This is a genomic window from Azospirillum aestuarii, from assembly GCF_016632405.1.
GTDB classification, from domain to species: domain Bacteria; phylum Pseudomonadota; class Alphaproteobacteria; order Azospirillales; family Azospirillaceae; genus Azospirillum; species Azospirillum aestuarii.
Genome location: NZ_JAEPIV010000008.1, coordinates 1 through 17,030 on the forward strand (window position 1 = coordinate 1; position 17,030 = coordinate 17,030).

The following is a 17,030-nucleotide window of genomic DNA, read 5'->3' on the forward strand; positions in this document are numbered from 1 at the left end:
GCCAGGGCCAGAATGTCTCTGTGTTCCCGACCCGTCGGCGCCTCGTTGGCGGCCACCGCGTCGGGAGGCGCTTTATATGCGTGGTGCCCCAGGGGTGGCAAGCACTTTTTTCGAACCCCGGCGATTTTTCTCCCGCTGCTTTTTCACACGGCGCCTTCGTCGCCGCGCTTTCGTAGAATGCCGATCCCTTTCCGATGGACCCGTTTCCCTCCATGCGCCTTCTCCACACCGCCGACTGGCATCTCGGGCAGACTTTGCACGGCTTCGCGCGCGAGCACGAGCACGCGCGATTCCTTGATTGGCTTCTCGACCGGCTCGAGGATCAGGCCGTCGATGCGCTGATCATCGCTGGGGACGTGTTCGACGGGCAGAACCCGCCGATCCCGGCGCTCGGCCTGTTCTACCGGTTCCTGGCGAAGGCCAAGGCGCGCTGCCCGGCGCTGGACATCGTGGTGGTCGCCGGCAATCACGACAGCGGCAGCCGGCTGGAGGCGCCCTCCCCGCTGCTGACGGAGATGGGGGTGCGGGTGGTCGGCGCCCTGCCAGTGGACGAGGATGGCGCCTTCGCGCCGGAGGGGCTGGTGGTTCCGCTGACCGACCGCGACGGAACGGTTGCCGCGCGCTGCGTCGCGGTGCCTTATCTCCGCCCCTCCGACCTGCCGCCGCTGAGCGAGGAAGAGATCGCGGCGGGCGCCGACCCGCTGGTCGAGGGGGTGCGCCGGGTCTACGCCGACGCGGCGGAGGTCGGGCGGCGCGCGTTGCGGCCCGGCGAGGCGCTGATCCTCACCGGCCATTGCTACATGCGCGACGGCGCGCTGTCCGAACTCAGCGAGCGCAAGATCCTCGGCGGCAACCAGCACGCGCTGCCGGTGGACGTCTTCCCGGAGGACGCGGCCTATGTGGCGCTGGGCCATCTGCACCGGGCGCAGGCGGTGGGAACGCGCGGATCGGTGCGCTACAGCGGCTCCCCCCTTCCGCTGGCGGTGGACGAGGAGCCCTACCCGCATCAGGTGGTGCTGGCCGACATCGCGGAAGGACGGTTGGCCAATGTCGAATCGCTGCGGGTGCCCCGCTTCGTCGCCATTCGGCGCATCCCCGGCGCCGGACGATTCGCCGCGCCGGAGGACGCCTTGGCGGCGCTGGCCGCGCTGGATCTGGACGAGGCCCTGCCGCGCGAGTGCTGGCCTTACGTCGAGGTGTCGGTCGAACTGCCGGCGCCCCGGCCGGCCCTGCGCGAGGAGGTGGTCGCGGCGCTGGCCGGACGCCCGGCGCGGCTGGTCAAGCTGGCGCTGCGGCTGACCGGCAGCGGCGAGACGCTGGCCGAATCCGTCCCTCTGGCCGATCTGGCGGACTTGGCGCCGGAGGACGTGTTCCTGCGGCTCTACCGCCGCCATCACGAGGGCGAGCCGGAGCCGGCCTTGCTCGCCGCCTTCCACGAGCTGGTCGCGGTCGTTCAGGAGGGTGCGTGATGCGGATTTTGGCGGTTCGCGGCGGCAATCTGGCCAGCCTGGACGGGACCTTCGCGGTGGAGCTGGCCGAAGGGCCGCTGCGGCACGCCGGCCTGTTCGCCATCACCGGCCCGACCGGTGCGGGAAAGAGCACGATTCTGGACGCGCTGTGCCTCGCTTTGTTCGACCGGATGCCCCGGCTGCCGGACGGGCGCGGCGTGGCTCTGGGCGCCAGCGGTGACACCGACGCCATCAGCACCACCGACGTGCGCAGCGTTTTGCGTCGCGGCGCCGGGTCCGGCTGGGCCGAGGTGGATTTCGCGGGGATCGACGGCGCCGCCTATCGGGCGCGCTGGGAGCTGCGGCGGGCGCGGCAGAACGCGCGCGGCCAGCTGCAGAAGCAGACGATGAGCCTGACCGCGCTTGCGGACGGCAAGCGGCTGGGCGACGGCAAGACCAGCGTGCTGGACGAGATTTCCACACGGCTGGGGCTGAGCTTCGAGCAGTTCCGCCGCGCCGTCCTGCTGGCCCAGGGCGATTTCGCCAACTTCCTCAAGGCTCCGGCGACCGAGCGCTCCGCCCTGCTGGAGCTGCTGACCGGCACCGAGATCTATTCCCGCATCTCCGTTGCCGCGCATGAGCGTTCCAGGGAGGAACAGCGGGCGCTGGAGGCGCTGGAGGCGCAATGCGCGGGCATCGGCGTGCTGACCGACGACGAGCGCGCCGTCCTGGACGCCGAGGCCGAAGCGGCGACCGAGGCGGTCCGCCAGAAGGAAGCGGCGTTCGAGCAGGCCCGCGCCGCCGTCGTCTGGCACGAGCAGGACGCGCGGCTGGCCAAGGCGGAGACGGACGCCGCCATGGCGAGCGCGCAGGCCGAGGAGGTCTGGCAGGAGGCCGGAGCGCGGCGGGAAGAGGCCGCGCTGCTGCGCCGTCTCCAGCCCTTGCGGGTGCGATTGAGCGAAGCGGACCGTTGCGCCGCGGCGGCGTCGGAAGCTGGAGAGGCCCTGGCCCGCGCCCACGCCGCGGTGACGGAGGCGCAGGACCGGCTGGTCCAGGCCGAAGCCCGTCATCGCGAGGTGCGCGGTGCCTACGAGACGGCCCGCGGCGCCATCGATGCCGCCGAGCCGGACCTGGAACAGGCCGCCGCCCTGGACGCCGAGATCGCCGCGCTGACCGGCCAACAGGCCGGAGCGCTCGCGGACGCCGCAACGGCGGAGGTGGACGCCAAGGGGATCGGAGAGAGCTGGACCGCCATCCGGACGGCGCTGGACCGGGCCCAGGCTGACTCGGCGGGGCTGGACGGCTGGCTGGCCGGGCAGACGGCGCTGCTGCCGGTGGCCGACCAGTGGGCGCGCTGGGACGCGCTGCTGCTGCGCCACCGCGACTCGGCGAGGGCGGTGCGGGAAGCGGAGGCGGAGGCTGGCCGCGCTGCCGCGGAGGCTGCGGCCCACGAGGCGGAGCTGGCTCGCCTGTCCGCCGTCCGGCGGGACGCCGCCGCGCGGCGGGACGCGGCGGAACAAGCGTTGTCCGCGCTGAAGGCCGAGGCGGTGGAGTCGCTGGACGCCCTGCGCGGGCGCCGCACGGCTCTGGCGGAGCGGCGTGACGGGCTGGCGGCCTTGGCCCAACTGGCGGAGCGGGTCGCGCGACTGACGGTCGACGCCGCGGAGGCTGAGGCGGAACGGGAGCAGCGGCGCACCGCCGCCGCGGAAGGGGAAACCCGTGCCGCGGCGGCGAAAGCCCGGTTGGACCAGCGCCGGGCAGCATTGGAGGAAGCGGACGCCGCCCTGCACCGCTTGCGCCTTGCCCGCAGCGAGGATGTGGCGTCGCTGCGCGCCCAACTGGCGGAGGGCGAGTCCTGCCCGGTCTGCGGCGCCACGGAGCATCCCTGGGGAGGCGGGCACACGCCGCTCGACCGGCTGGCCGAGGACCAGGAGCGGCACGTCGCCGCCCTGCGCGCCGAGGTAACCGGGCTGGCCACCGACCAGGGCGCCCACACCGCCGCGGCGAAGGCGGCGCGGGAACGGGCGGCGGCCCTGGATGGACGGTTGTCCACCCTGGCGGCGGACCGGACCTCCGCGGCGGAGCGCTGGGCGGAGCGGGCGCCGGGCTTCGGGCTGCCCGCCGAACCGGACGCGGAAACCGTCAGCCGGCGGTTGGCTGGCGTGGACGCGGAGCTGGCGGAGGCTGCACGGGCCGAGGCCACGGCGCTGGACCACAAGGCACGGTTCGACGCCGCGGTGCAGACCTGCCGGGAGCGGGACGCGGCGCTGACCGAGGCGGAACGGGCGATCGAGACGCGGACCCGTCAGCGTGACGCCGCCCGCCATGCCGAATCCCTGGCCATGGCGCGGCGCGATCAGGCGGCGGACACGCGGGCGGCGGTGCGGGCGGAACTGGCCCCGCCCTTCGCCGGGGTTGAGGGTTGGGACAGCCGGCTCGACCGCGACCCCGACGCGTTCCGTGAGGATCTCGGCGGGCGGGTCGCCGAAGTTCTGCGCCAGCGTGAGGGGTTGGCCAAGGCGCGACGCAACGTGGAGGCTCTGGAGCGGCAGGCCGGCGCCAAGGCGGCGGAGCTGGAAGGCGCGCGGCAGGCCGAGCAGACGGCGCGGCGGCGGTGCGAGGGGCTGGCCGCGGCACTGGGGGACCGGCGCGCGGCACGGGGGTCCCTGCTGGGCGGACGGGCGGTCGCCGTGGTGAAGAAGGAGTTGGCCGAAGCCTGCCAGCGGGCGGAGGCTCTGGTCGAACAGGCCACGATCGGCCGGCAGGACGCGGCGGCCCGCCTGTCGGGGGCGGAGCAGACCGTCGCCACGCGCGGCGATGCCGCCCGCCGTTGCACCGCCGAGGCGGAAGCCGCGGCCGACGCCCTGGCCGCCGCGGCGGAGCGCTGCGGCGTCACCGTGGAGGCGGCGCGCGCCCATCTGGTCCGGGACGAGGACTGGCTGGCCGATGAGGAACGGGCGCTGGCAGCCCTCGAGTCGGCGCGGCGCGAGGACGCGCTTCGGGCGGCGGAGCGGACGCGGCTGCGGCAGGAGCACCACGCCGCCGGGCGCCCCCTGCCCGGTGCGGAGGAGGCCGGCGAGGCCGTTGCCGAAACGGGCCGGCGCCTTCAGGAGGTCCGCGACCGGCTGGGCGAGGCCCAGGCCCGGCTGCGCGCCGACACGGAGAATCGCGGCCGCCTCGCCGCCGTGCTCGACCGGGTGGAGGCGCAGCGCAAGGCGCAGGGGTTGTGGGCGACCATGGCGCAGCTCATCGGCTCCGCCGACGGGCGGAAGCTGCGCAACTTCGCCCAGAGCCTCAGCCTCGATCTGCTTCTGGTGCAGGCGAACCGCTATCTGGCGGATCTCGCCCGCCGCTACCGGCTGGAGCGGGTCGGCGGGGCCGACCTGGAAATCCAGGTGGTGGACGGCGAGATGGGCGACGAGCGGCGCGGCGTGCACAGCCTGTCCGGCGGCGAGATGTTCCTGGTGTCGCTGGCCCTGGCGCTCGGCTTGTCGGCGATGGCGGGAGGCAGCGGCGGCGCCGGGATCGGCACGCTGTTCATCGACGAGGGGTTCGGCACGCTGGACCCCGGCAGCCTGGATCTGGCCCTGTCCTGCCTGGAGGCGCTCCAGGCCACCGGGCGGCAGGTCGGAGTCATCAGCCACGTCCCGGCTCTGGTGGAGCGGATCGGCGTGCAGGTGCGCGTCATCCCGCAGGGCGGCGGGCGCAGCGCCGTGACGGTGACCCGCGGGACGCTGGCGGCGCCGTCAGCGGACGCGGCGGCGGAACGGGAACTGCTGCTGCCTTTGTAAGGCGTTTCAGGCTGCGCGGGATCAGCACGGAGACACGGAGGCACAGAGGCGCGCCCTCTCCTCCGTGTCTCTGCGTCTCTGTGGTGAAAGAGGCGTCAGGCCAGACGGAAGGCCAGATAGCTGTCGGCACCGACCTGCCCCGGCATGGTGATGACCGCGCCGACCGATTTTCCGGTGAAGGTGATGCTGCCGTCGATGGTGCCGTTGCCATCGAAGTCGATGCGCACCGTGGCGCCCTCGGACCCCTTGGCGCCCTTCATCGCCTCCCAGGTGAGCTTCGACACCCCCTCCTTCCATCCCCAGGCGGTCGTCCATTCGCCCGCCTCGAAATCGGTGATGGTGGACCAGGTGACCCCGGTGCCCCGCCCGTCCAGGAAAAAGGTGTCGTTGCCCGCCCCGCCGGTCAGGAAGTTGGAGCCGGTGCCGCCGTCCAGGACGTCGTCACCGCCCTTCCCGTCCGCCGCATCGTCGCCGCCGCCCAGATTCATGAAATCGCCCAGCTCGCTGCCGATCACCGCCTCGATGGACTTGGTGCCCAGATAGACGTTCTTCAGCGTGGTCAGCGGGCCGACATAGATGTCCATCTGGACTTCCCAGCCGGACACGCCGTTGTTCACGAAGGCCCGCCGCTGCGAGTCGGCGGCCGGCTGGCTCGCGGAGGCGATGTAGGAATCGTTGGCGGACAGGGCGTCCCTCAGCCAGTAGGCGTGACCGCCAAGCGCGGTGGCACCGATGGCGGTCGACACGACGCCGACGGCGAAGACACCGCTTCCGGTGCTGTAGTAGATCGGACCGCCGGAGTTCCCGGGATTGATCTCCAGGTCCGCGTTCAAATAATAGACCGTGTCGACGCTCGACCGGCGAATGGTGCCGCTGTCGAAGACTTCGTACCGTCCGTATTTGGTGGGATAGCCCAGGACATTGGCCGCCCCGCCCCTGAAGTTCCAATCGATCCCGAAATAGCCGTAGGTGTCGCCGATCGGCTGGGACAGGGTCAGCAGGGCAACGTCGATCTCCGATCCGCTCTGGGTGGTCCGGTAGAAATCGCCGGCGATGAGCCTGCCGTCCGAATCCGGGTCGAAATTGGTGAAGAACTGCGATTTGGCAACGCCGTAGGCGACGTTGTCCGACTTGCCGGGATTGTAGGACGGGTAGATCTTCAGGCTGCTCGGCTTGCCGCCGAGAGCGGCGTTGTAGACGACGTGGGACGCGGTGATGACGTCGTTGCGACCGACCAGAAAGCCCGAGCCGACGTAGGTCCGGTTTCCCCAGCTGGCCTCGATGGAGACCACGGCGCGCGCCGGATACTGATCGTCGTCGACCCTGTAGGACATTGGAAGCGGTCCTTTTGCTGCATCCGGCACGGCATTGCGCCGGATGGTTGCGACCGACCAACAATGTCACGCCTTAAAGGCGCTTTTCAACACCGCGCAGCGCGCTTTGGGATGTTTCACCCGCAACGCTCAACCACCCGTCCGTCAGCCACGGACGGGGCGCAGGACAAGATGCTTGTTCGACGGCACGGCGGGCGCCGAGGGACGCAGGACGAGGCCCTTGGAGGTCGGCTCGATGTTCGCGTCGGGATAGACGGCCATGACGTCCTTCAGCGCTTCCTTCAGGCGGAAGGCCAGGACGCGGTGCTCGCTGACCGAGCCGAAATGCTGCGACAGGGCGTGCCAGGGCACCACCGTCTGCTTGTCCAGCCGGTGAAGGCGGTGGACCAGCCACACGTAGGCGTCGAGCGCCAGGGCGGAGTTCTTCAGCTTGGCGATGGCGTGCTCGTCCAGCGGGACGGCGTGTTCCATCAGATGCTCGAAGAAGCTCTGGGTCAGGCGGACGAAGCGCACCCACTCGCCGCCGGTGCGGAACAGGTCGGGCGTGTCCTCCTCGTCCCGCCACAGCTTGATGCCGTCGATCAGGCGCTGGTCGGAGATCTCCGCCGTCGAGGGGCCGGTGGTGGTGCGCAGGGTGAATTCGCTACGGGCGATCCGCAGAACCTGCTCGCGCACCGGCTTGTAGTTCCCACGCTCGCCGCCCGTCGGGGCCAGCCCGAGACGGCGCAGCCACGCGCTCATGCTCGGTCCCAGATCGACATGGGCGCTGCGCGTCTTGCGCGCCTCGGTCTGCAGGTAGATCATGATCAGGCGCGCCTTGGCGCCATAGGGAACACCGACGTCCAGGACCGTGCCGTCGCGCAGCGGCAGGATGCCGGGGCGGACGACGAGCTGGTACTTGCCGTTGTTGCGCACCCAGGGCGCGGTCTCGTCCTTGGGCTTGCGGTGCGGCAGGGAGGCCTGACAGAAGCCGGCGTGGAGATAGCCGATTGCGTCCATTTCGTTGGACAGCGCTTCATGGGCCATCATCACACGGCGGCGCTCCTTGGGGTCTTCGGTGCGGGCAAGAACCGCCTCGAATCCCTCCAGGGTAAGCTGCTCGTGGATTTTCGCCATGGGACCCCTCCGGCCTCGTTCGGTCACGTTCCTGTCATTTCAGAAAACACAAAATGTGGTGGCTGTGAAGCGCGTCCATCCCATGAATCGCTGAAGTTGCAACGGAAGCTGCAGATTCCGACTCAACTTCAGCGAAGCGGCCTTTCGCGATCCCGGCCATCCCTCGCCCTGCCGGCCATGGCCAAGCCAACGTTTCAAAATCAGCGTCGTCCGAGGAGCGCCGGATGCCGGAAAGCCGCTTGTCCACAGCCGTGCGGGCTTGTCCACGCTGATTTGGAATCGCAACGGGCGAAACCGGCCGGATCGGCTCGCTGATTCCGCAACGGCGGGGACGCCGAAGTCGCAACGGGGACTCGCTCATCCACGCTGAAGACGAGTCACGAAAGGCGGTTATCCACGCTGAACTCGCAACCATGTCCTATATGAGTCCCTATAGGATTCTCCGGTTAGACCGGTTGCGCGGGTGCTGGCGCGACCCCCTTCGCTGAAAACGCAACGTCGGAGGGGGCGAAGAATCGCCAACCGGGCATTCGAGGGTGATCCCGGCCCCGTTCCTCCACCGGAGCGCGTGCCGGTCCGGGTCAGGGGTGCCAGGCCAAGACCGTCAACTGTCAAGCGGACCCGACGCTGAATTTGATACAAAGGCGACTCGGCTCCAACGCTGAATTGGTAACATTCGACTCGGAAACCCAAGGCTTTCCAGGGCTTAGCCGACTCGCCGAGTCTCGCGCAGATCTTGCAACGGTGACGCAAACCAGCGAATCGAGCACCGACGCTGAATTTGAAACGGCAGAATCCAGACGTATCAAGGACCGAATCGAAACCGCTTCGCCCACCCAACGCTGAATTGGTAACGCTTTGGAAAATGGGCTTGACGGGGTCTCGGTCGATTCGCCACCGGAACGGTTTCCCGCCCCTCGAAACGGTTGGAGAAAGCCGCCCCTTTCTATGACCATTGTCCCATACGACGTCGCATGACACACCCTCTTGCCGCCATTTGACGCAATTCGGTGCGCTCCGGCTTGACCAGTTGCGTCACATTTTGCAAGAAAGGACCTCACACAGGGAAAGCCGGAGGCCCGATGAACGGGGAAGAACTGCGCGCCATCCGCGAACGGCGCGCCGAGGACCAGTTGAGCTTCGCGACCTGGCTCAACGGCGCACTGAATCGCCGCTACGACCGCTCCCGGATCAGTCGGTGGGAAAGCGGGGCGGAGCGCATCCCCCAGCAGGTGGCCGGCTTCCTGGCGGGTCAAGGCGGCATGGCCGCCGTGCCGCAGAACGCCGGGGTGCCCAAGATGCAGCGCGCCGTGGTGGCGGTGGCGAATCAGAAGGGTGGCGTCGGCAAGACGACGACGGCGGTCAACCTATCTTATGCGCTGTCCACGCTGGGCCTGAAGGTGATGCTTCTCGACAGCGATCCCCAGGGCAACGCCACCGTCCACATGGGGCTCGACCCCGGCGAGATCGAAACCCAGCGCAAGGGCATCTATAATGTCGTGCGCGGCGGGGCGTCCTTCGACAGCATCCTCCAGCCGGTGTGCGGCGGCGCCGTCATGCTCGCCCCGTCCAGCATCGGGCTGGCCGCGGCGGAGACGGAACTGGTGGCGGAGCCGGACAACTCCCTGGTCCTCAAGGAGAAGCTGGCGGAGGTGCGGAACCGTTACGACGTCATCGTGATCGACTGCCCGCCCAACCTCGGTCTTCTCACCATCAATGCGCTGGCGGCCAGCGACCTCGTGCTGATTCCCGTGCAGACGGAGGTGTTCGCCGGGCTCGGCGTGCCGCTTCTGCTGGAAACCATCGCCAAGATCCGCCGCCGCTCGAACCCGTCGCTGAACATCTTCGGCATCCTGCCGACCATGTTCTCGTCGCGCTTGACGCAAGATCAGGCCAGCCTGCGCGAGATCCAGGAGCATTACGAGGGGCGCACCCGCGTTCTGAACGCGGTGCCGCGCGCCACCCTGTTCGCCCAGGCGTCGGGCGCCGGCCGTCCGGCCATCGAGGCCGATCCGAATTCCAACAGCGTCCAGGCTTACGGCGAACTGGCGCGCGAACTGGCCGCCCACCTCCAGACTGCGGAAGACGCCCATGTCTCGTAAACTCGAACGGACCAGCACCCGCATTTTCGACAAGGCGGCGCAGCGCGGTGGGGACGCGCTGTTCGGGCTGTCCGCCGACTTCCCGCGGCTGATCGAGGTCGATCTCGACCGGGTGCACCCCAATCCCGACCAGCCGCGCCGCCATTTCGACGACCAGTCGCTTCAGGAACTGGCCAACTCCATCGCCCGCCACGGGCTGAAGCAGCCGGTCCTCGTGCAGGATCTCGGCGACGGCGACTACCGGCTGATCGCGGGTGAGCGGCGCCTGCGCGCCTGCGGGCTGGCCGGGCGCCAGACCATCTTCGCCATCGTCACCGACGGCGATCCGGACGAGCTGGCGCTGATCGAGAACATCCAGCGCGTCGACCTCGACGCCATGGAGCTGGCTCGCGCCTTCGCCCGGCTGATCGAGCGGCACGACTACACGCACGAGGCGCTGGGGCAGGTGATCGGGCGCAGCCAGGCGGAGGTGACGCGCACCCTGTCGCTGCTGCGTCTGCCGGCGGACATCGTCGCTGAATTTGAAACGCGCCACCGTTCCGTGCCGAAAAGCATCCTGACGGAGATCGCCGCGGTGGACGATCCGCTTCTGCAGAGAAAGCTGTGGGACACGATCAAGGACGGCGGCACCGTCAAGGCGTTGCGCGAGGCAAAGCGCGCCCAGATGGGCGGCGGCGAGCCGGATTCCGTGGCGGCGGCGAAGGTTCAGCCCGCCCCGGCGGTGCGTTTCGTCTCCGCCGTCCAGCGCATCGCCAAGGACTTCTCCGCCGTCGACGCCGGGGAGCTGCGGGCGCACCGCAAGCAGCTCAGCGAGGCGCAATGGCAGGAGTTGCGCCGCCTCCACGCCCTTCTCGATGAGCTGCTGGCCTGACCGTCAGCAACGCTGAATTTGTAACGGACACCCGCTGACGTCAGCGGCGGGTGTCAACTTCAGCGTCGATGACCCGCCTGACCTCGCAAAACCAGCGCAGCTTTTCCGCGAAGGGCAAGCGGGCGAGCCCACTCGGCGACGGCAGCACGACATCCACCGGACCATTGAACAGACTGTCCGGCTGCACGCCCCAGTCGGCCCGGTCGCGATCCGCGGCGGCGAGATAGACACCCTTGCCCGTGTAGGCGATCACCCGCGGCCGGATGTCGGCGACCAGGGCGCGCAGCCGCGGCACGCCGCCGCGCAGCTCCGCCCGGCTGAGATCGGCGGCGCCCGGCGTGGCCCGCGCCACGAGGTTGGTGGACCCCAGCCCGAAGTCCGGCAGGAGCCGGTCCTCCTCCGGGGCCAGCAGGCGCGGCGTCAGGCCGGATTCCGCCAGCAGCTTCCAGAACTGGTTACCGTGCCCCGCGTAGTTGTGGCCGAGCCGCCCGGAGCGCGTCCCCGGATTGAATCCAACGAACAAAGCGTTCAGGCCGGGGGCGATGATGTCGGGGATGGGGCCTTCGGAATCGGTCATGCTGCGTCAACACTCAAAAGCGGCGTCCGGCAACGCTGAATTTGAAACACTCTCACTCCGCTGTTCGCCATTCAGCGAAGATCACCGGGGCGGCGAAGCCGGCAAGGATGATCGCCAGCGTCACGAACAGCATGGCGCCCCAGGCGCTGTAGCCCAGAACCCCCAGCACGCCGCCCAGGAAGAAGGACCCGACGGTCGGCAGATGCGTCTTCAGCTTGTCGAGCGTCCCCCGCACGCGATCCCGGCCGTTGCGGTGGTAGAGATCGTCGATCAGGTTGCCCAGCTCGATCCCGATGTCGGTGATCATGCCGGTGACGTGGGTGGTGCGGACGCGGGCGTTGGAGATGCGCGTGACGATGGCGTTCTGCAACCCCATCAGGAAGCTCAACCCCATGACCAACGCGGCGCCGCGCAGCTCGTGCAGCCAGACGTCGGCGGCGCCGAGCCCGGCGAGCAACAGGGCTTCGAGGCAGACGCTGTAGGCGTAGATCGCCGACAGGCCGCGGCGGTGCCCGGCGTTGATGAGCATCGCCGACACCATCGCCCCGGCGATGAAGGTCGCCACGATCGCCAGCGCCATGCCGAAGGCGCCCATCTCGCCCAGAGCCAGATGATCGGCCATGGTCGAGACGGTGCCGGTCATGTGCGAGGAATAGAGGCCGGCGGCGTAGAATCCCGCGGCGTTGACGGCGCCGGCGATGCCCGCCAGCGACCAGGCCAGACTGCGGTCCGCCGACACTCCACGATGTTCACCCTGCCGGACCAGCATGCCCTACTCCCTGAACCAAGCGGCGCGCCATCATAGTGGGGGCAGCACGCGTCGGGGACCCGCTGGTTTGGAGGATCATCAATGCGTTCCCGCACCGACCGGCATCGCCTTGACGATGTCGAGGAACGCCCGCAGGGCCGGCGGCACGGCGCGGTGCCCGGGATAGTACACCGCCGCCCGCTCCGGCTTGTGCATCCAGGCGGGCAGAACGGTTCGCAACCGCCCCTCCGCCAGCGCGGCGTCGGCTGCCCAACTCGCCACATAGGCGATCCCCAGACCCTGCGCGGCGGCCTCCGCCATCAACTCCTCATCGTCGAGCACCAGCGGCCCGTTGACGTCGACCGTCAATTCCCGCCCGGCCCGCTCGAACTCCCACCGGTACAGCCGGCCGCCCGGCAGGCGATGGCCGATGCAGCGATGGTGCTGGAGATCGTCGGGCGTCGTCGGCTCACCGGCGCGGTCCAGATAGGCGGGGGAGGCGACGCAGACGAACCCGATCGGGTCCGGGAAGGGCACCGCGATCATGTCCTTCGGGATGGAGTCGATCAGGCGGACGCCGGCATCGAAGCCGCCCGACACGATGTCGATCAATCGCCCCTCGACGACCAGATCCACCGTCACGTCGGGAAACCGCTCGACCATGCGCGGGAGGACGTCGCGGACGAGAAGCGCCGCGGCCACACGCGGTGCGTTGACCCGGACTTTGCCGGCCACATTGCCGCGGAAGGCCGTGGCGGCGTCCAGCGCTTCATCCAGCGATGCCAGGGCAACCTGCAGACGGCCGAGCAGTTCGAGCCCCGCTTCGGTCGGCGAGACGCTGCGGGTCGTGCGGTTGAGGAGGCGCACGCCCAGCCGGTCCTCAAGGCCCCGCATCGCGTGGCTCAGCGTGGACGGCGCCGTTCCGAGTTCATCCGCCGCGCGGCGAAAGCTGCGATGGGTGGCAACGGCCACGAAGGCGCTGAGATCATTCAGGGAGGGGCGCGTCATTAATGGCGATCTTGCATCAACCCGTGCCGATTTCAACGTCTAATCGCGCAGGCTCGGGGCCGCTATTTCCTCTCCAGTTCCAATCTGAACGGGAGACATCAGATGTCCAAGCGCGACGCCATCTTTCCTTCCGGCCGGCAGGCGCTCTACGAGATCCACCGCTACTCCGCGGCCATCCGATCCGGCGATCTGCTCTTCGTCTCGGGGCAGGTCGGCGGTCGCGAGGACGGCTCGCCCGAGCCGGACTTCGCGAAACAGGTTCAACTGGCTTTCGACAATCTTGGCGAGGTTCTGAAAGCGGCCGGCGGCACGTTCGACGACATCGTGGACGTGACGACGTTCCACACCGATCCGGAGGCCCAGTTCGAGACCGTCCTGTCCGTCAAGGACAAGATGTTTCCGCAGAAGCCCTATCCCAACTGGACCGCTGTCGGAGTGACCTGGCTCGCCGGTTTCGACTTCGAGATCAAGGTGATCGCTCGGATTCCACAGGCCGCCTGAGCCAACATTGAATTTGATTTCACAGCCGCTGCTGTCCGACCGGTTCGAGATCGGCGGCAACTACACGCTGCGCAGCTTCCACCTCGGGTCACGCTACCAGTTCTGGCGCGGCGTTTCGCAGCCCGACGATGGACGGCACCGTCGAAGTGCCGGTGCCGTTCACCGTTCACCGTTCGCCGAACCGACAGCCGGGGGCCGGCGTGTCGCAGGGATGTGAGTGGGACAAGAGATCCCCCAGCCCCACTGTTATCAGGTGCTGCGGGCAGCGTTCAGACGTCACGACGACCACGGCCAATTTGGCCATGACCAGACTCCGCCTGCGCATCGATTTTGCTACCGGTAAGTCAATCGGACCCGGCAAAATTCGATGGCCGCCGCATCCACCCCGGCCTGTTGTCGCAGCCGCTGGCTGCTGGCCTTGATGAATTCCGCGGATCGACGCTTAAATCAGCTCATCGCGCTCGGTAACGCTTGGTCCCCGTGGGTTTGGCCGATGTCAGGCCGAGCCCTGCCAGCCATGTACCTCGTACGAAGAGTGGACTTCCGGCGCCCCCAAGCCATAGCATGCATCTGATCGTCGCAGAACCTTTCCGGCTTGTCGCCGAGTTCGGGCGGGCGGCCGTTTCTGCGCAAGACGCTTTGTCCATTGCACCAGCCCCGTGGCACAGGGAGGCCTGAAATGGTCGACACTCCGTGCCGATTGCCCAGTCTAGCGGTCGGAGCAATCATCGCCTCAACCATCGCCTCGTTGATCATTGCCGCGTTCGCGCACGCCGCGACCGATGGACCGGGCAGCATCGGATTCGGGCGCCGCTTGGTCGAGGACGTCTGCGGCGAGTGCCACCGCGTGTCGCAGCCGCCGACGGCCAAGCCACCCCCCATGCAGGAGGATCTTGCTGCGCCCGACCTGGTCGAGCGAATGCGTGATCCGGGGGTCACCGAAATGGCTCTGCGCAGTTACCTGCGGACATCCCACCCCGTCATGCCGAACATCCGCCTGTCCACGGAGGAAACGGACGATGTCGTCGCGTACCTGATGTCCCTGAAGGGAGGCTTGCAATGAAGACGGGCCTGTGCGCGGGGGTGTTGATGGCGTTGTTCGCCGTGGTGGACGTGACTCAGGCGGCGGATGCGGAAGCCGGCAGAAGCATTGCCGACCGTTGGTGCGCCGCCTGCCACGTAATCTCGGACGGCAACGCGGACAGCCCTGCCGTGCGCGGCACCGACGCGGTGCCGACCTTGGCCAGCATCGCGCGCGATCCGAACCGCGGTCCGAATTGGCTGCGGCAATGGCTGGTCGCTCCTCACCCGCCGATGCCCGACCTAAACCTTTCACGCTCGGAGACCGATGACGTCATCGCCTATCTGCAAAGGATGGCGCGCTAGGTCCGGCTCTCAACGCCTGATGGTCGGTCAGGCCGTTCTCTGGCCCGAAGGCGGCTCAATCCGCCTTGGGAGAATGCGTGTGACGGGCGATCAGGTCTTGATCGTGGCCCCGTGATCCGAAGCGACCTGTCTATCCGCTTCCGTCCGGTAGCGTGCCGGCGAGACGCCCATGAGCCGCCGGAACGTGGCGCTGAAGGCGCTGTCCGACAGGTGGCCGAGCGATGCGGCGATGGCGGAGACGGGTTCTGGTTCTGGAGCAGTTCGAGGTCAACGTCGTCGGCATGATGGACGAGACCCGCGCCGTGTTCCCCCATGTCCGGGCCAACCGGTCGCGGGTGATCGTCAATGTCAGCTCCGGGGCGGGGGTCTTCGCGTTGTCGATGATCTCGCTCTATGGCGCGTCCAAGTTCGCTCTGGAAGGATTCTCCGAATCCCTGTCCTACGAGCTGTCCGGCCTGGGCATTTCCGTGAAGAGCGTCGAGCCCGGCGGCGTGGTATCCGAGTATCTCGCCTTCATGCGCGCGGGTCGCTCCGCAGCTGCAGGCCGTGGCTGCAAGCCGTCAGCCGGGCCGGGGCCGCCGGGTCCACGGCGAGGTGAGATGGCAAAGGAATGTGAAATGGAATTCCCGCCCCCCTGGACAGGTTCAAGGATGGCTTCCGGAAAGCTTGCAGCGGCTGCCTCCGCTCCCATCGATTTTGAGTGGCAACGACGCGTCTTGCTTGGATGATGGCTGAAGTGTCGTGGCATCGCTCATCTCGGCCAGTTCAGTAAGCCGCATCCAATCGAGCACACGCAGGTGCCCTTTCGCGAAGGACAGCAGGCCGTCCGTCCGCATCTCTTTGAGCGTCCGACACACGTGGACCGGTGTCAGACCTGTGGCATCGGCAATGAGGACCTGGCTGATCGGCAATGTCACGTCCGAGATGTCCGGTGCGGTTCTTTGCCGTTGCCGATTGTAAAGGGCAAGGAGAAGCCGGGCAATCCGCTCCGCGGCGGTTCGGGTGCCGAGCCCGCCCAGGAGCCGCCAATCCGAGATCGTTTCGGCCGCGAGCAAGGAGGCCATCCGCAAGGCAACGTTCGGCGCCTGTTGGCAAAAGCGCATCAGGGAATGGCGTGGCATCGGACAGACGATCAGATCGGTGAGGGCTTCAACCGTGCAGGGCATGTTACCGTCGGCGGCCCGCTCGAAACCGACCAGATTTCCCGGCATGACGAAACGCAGCACTTGGCGCCGGCCGTTCTCGTGCATCATGGACGCCAACGCCCAGCCACGGCGAACGATGTAGACCATCTCGTTTTCGTCACCTTCGACAAACAAACTGGCGCCGGCGCGAATGGTGCGGACCGGGCGTTTGATCGCCGCCCAGCTGGACAACTGTTCATCCGCAACGCTCGCACACAACCCGTCACGTCGCAGCGGGCACGCTTGGCAGTCTGATTGCATGACCGCCTCCTCAGCCTGGTATCAGTGCGGAAGGCTTGGCCGCTCCATCGGAAGCAGCTGAGCCTGGGCCATGGCGTCGAAAAAGGCGGACAGAATGACATGGGGGGCCACAGGACCTTCCGGCGCCTCTTGAGCCACAGTGAAAGCGTCGAACATTGCACATGCGACCGCCAGCTTCGCGGCGATCCCGAGAGGCGTGTGTGCCGGCGTGCAGACGAGTGACCGCAATACGCTCCGGCAGTCCATCTTCATTGTCCGGTCCGGCGCCTCGCTTGCAACGGACCGGAGTCCGGCCATTGCCTCGGCCTGCCCCACCTCGTGCACCCATTGAAAGAGAAACAGCAAATCCTGATCGCGATGCCTGCCGCTCGCCAGCGCCAAGGCAATCGCGTTCATGAGTTCGGCATGGAGATGCTCGACTTCCGCAAGGTCACCGGTTGGCATCATGGCCGCCTCCTGTGGCAATGCACGGGGTTAAGCTTGAGCACCGCCCTCATCAGGAAAAAGTGACATCGAAAAAACTCGGCTGTGGCAGAGACACAGCCGCCGATTTTTCGCCGCCGATCTTTTAACGCTTGGGCTCATCACGGCAACAGTCTGTCATTGTGCCGCCGATTGACTTGATCTGGATCACCATCCGGCACGGCTATGCTAATGAGACGGAACATAACCGTAAAATAGGCAGACGACACCCCATCGCGTC

The 17,030-nt window shown here is 68.0% G+C and carries 15 protein-coding genes; 8 read left to right on the forward strand and 7 right to left on the reverse strand.

What is annotated here, in order from left to right:
- Positions 1–212 precede the first annotated feature (212 nt).
- Positions 213–1,469: an exonuclease SbcCD subunit D gene (locus JJL56_RS15800; RefSeq protein ID WP_247891092.1), complete on the forward strand. Its 1,257-nt coding sequence runs from the start codon at positions 213–215 to the stop codon at positions 1,467–1,469.
- A complete protein-coding gene (locus tag JJL56_RS15805; RefSeq protein WP_200485694.1) occupies positions 1,469–5,239 on the forward strand; it encodes an AAA family ATPase in 3,771 nt (1,256 codons plus the stop codon). Before JJL56_RS15800 ends, JJL56_RS15805 begins: the two co-directional genes overlap by 1 nt.
- Positions 5,240–5,334: 95 nt before the next feature.
- Here the strand turns inward: JJL56_RS15805 and JJL56_RS15810 are convergent, their stop codons facing one another.
- Positions 5,335–6,573 (reverse strand): trypsin-like peptidase domain-containing protein, encoded by a 1,239-nt coding sequence (locus JJL56_RS15810; protein ID WP_145629556.1) that lies wholly within the window; start codon positions 6,571–6,573, stop codon positions 5,335–5,337.
- A gap of 144 nt (positions 6,574–6,717) precedes the next feature.
- The gene (locus JJL56_RS15815) at positions 6,718–7,689 is read right to left on the reverse strand and encodes a replication protein RepA (RefSeq protein WP_014197970.1); all 972 of its coding nucleotides are present in this window, start codon (positions 7,687–7,689) and stop codon (positions 6,718–6,720) included.
- 1,082 nt (positions 7,690–8,771) lie between these two features.
- Here JJL56_RS15815 and JJL56_RS15820 point away from each other — a divergent pair.
- Both JJL56_RS15820 and JJL56_RS15825 read left to right on the forward strand, forming a co-directional pair.
- Positions 8,772–9,791 (forward strand): ParA family protein, encoded by a 1,020-nt coding sequence (locus JJL56_RS15820; protein WP_014197973.1) that lies wholly within the window; start codon positions 8,772–8,774, stop codon positions 9,789–9,791.
- Positions 9,781–10,662 carry a ParB/RepB/Spo0J family partition protein gene (locus JJL56_RS15825; RefSeq protein ID WP_145629555.1) on the forward strand — a complete coding sequence of 294 codons (882 nt, stop codon included), beginning with the start codon at positions 9,781–9,783 and terminating at the stop codon, positions 10,660–10,662. Before JJL56_RS15820 ends, JJL56_RS15825 begins: the two co-directional genes overlap by 11 nt.
- 40 nt (positions 10,663–10,702) lie before the next feature.
- Here the strand turns inward: JJL56_RS15825 and JJL56_RS15830 are convergent, their stop codons facing one another.
- From JJL56_RS15830 to JJL56_RS15840, 3 genes are all read right to left on the reverse strand, one after another.
- On the reverse strand, positions 10,703–11,239 hold the full coding sequence (locus JJL56_RS15830; protein WP_145629554.1) for a mismatch-specific DNA-glycosylase: 537 nt from the start codon (positions 11,237–11,239) through the stop codon (positions 10,703–10,705).
- 52 nt (positions 11,240–11,291) lie between these two features.
- The gene (locus tag JJL56_RS15835; protein ID WP_200485594.1) at positions 11,292–12,008 is read right to left on the reverse strand and encodes a YoaK family protein; all 717 of its coding nucleotides are present in this window, start codon (positions 12,006–12,008) and stop codon (positions 11,292–11,294) included.
- 78 nt (positions 12,009–12,086) lie between these two features.
- Positions 12,087–12,995 (reverse strand): LysR family transcriptional regulator, encoded by a 909-nt coding sequence (locus JJL56_RS15840; RefSeq protein WP_200485595.1) that lies wholly within the window; start codon positions 12,993–12,995, stop codon positions 12,087–12,089.
- A gap of 102 nt (positions 12,996–13,097) precedes the next feature.
- On the opposite strand from JJL56_RS15840, the gene JJL56_RS15845 reads away from it, so the two are divergent.
- The 4 genes from JJL56_RS15845 to JJL56_RS15860 all read left to right on the forward strand — a co-directional run bounded on the left by JJL56_RS15845 (position 13,098) and on the right by JJL56_RS15860 (position 15,610).
- Positions 13,098–13,496: a RidA family protein gene (locus tag JJL56_RS15845; protein ID WP_145629550.1), complete on the forward strand. Its 399-nt coding sequence runs from the start codon at positions 13,098–13,100 to the stop codon at positions 13,494–13,496.
- 679 nt (positions 13,497–14,175) lie between these two features.
- Entirely contained in the window at positions 14,176–14,559 is a 384-nt protein-coding gene (locus tag JJL56_RS15850) for a c-type cytochrome (RefSeq protein ID WP_145629549.1), read from the forward strand.
- Entirely contained in the window at positions 14,556–14,882 is a 327-nt protein-coding gene (locus JJL56_RS15855; RefSeq protein WP_145629548.1) for a c-type cytochrome, read from the forward strand. The genes JJL56_RS15850 and JJL56_RS15855 overlap by 4 nt, the downstream gene beginning before the upstream one ends.
- Positions 14,883–15,103: 221 nt before the next feature.
- On the forward strand, positions 15,104–15,610 hold the full coding sequence (locus tag JJL56_RS15860; protein WP_200485596.1) for an SDR family NAD(P)-dependent oxidoreductase: 507 nt from the start codon (positions 15,104–15,106) through the stop codon (positions 15,608–15,610).
- Here the strand turns inward: JJL56_RS15860 and JJL56_RS15865 are convergent.
- Positions 15,527–16,327, reverse strand: coding sequence for a Crp/Fnr family transcriptional regulator (locus JJL56_RS15865; protein ID WP_145629546.1), 801 nt, complete (start codon positions 16,325–16,327; stop codon positions 15,527–15,529). The genes JJL56_RS15860 and JJL56_RS15865 overlap by 84 nt on opposite strands.
- A gap of 21 nt (positions 16,328–16,348) precedes the next feature.
- A complete protein-coding gene (locus JJL56_RS15870) occupies positions 16,349–16,774 on the reverse strand; it encodes a hypothetical protein (RefSeq protein ID WP_145629544.1) in 426 nt (141 codons plus the stop codon).
- Positions 16,775–17,030 lie beyond the last annotated feature (256 nt).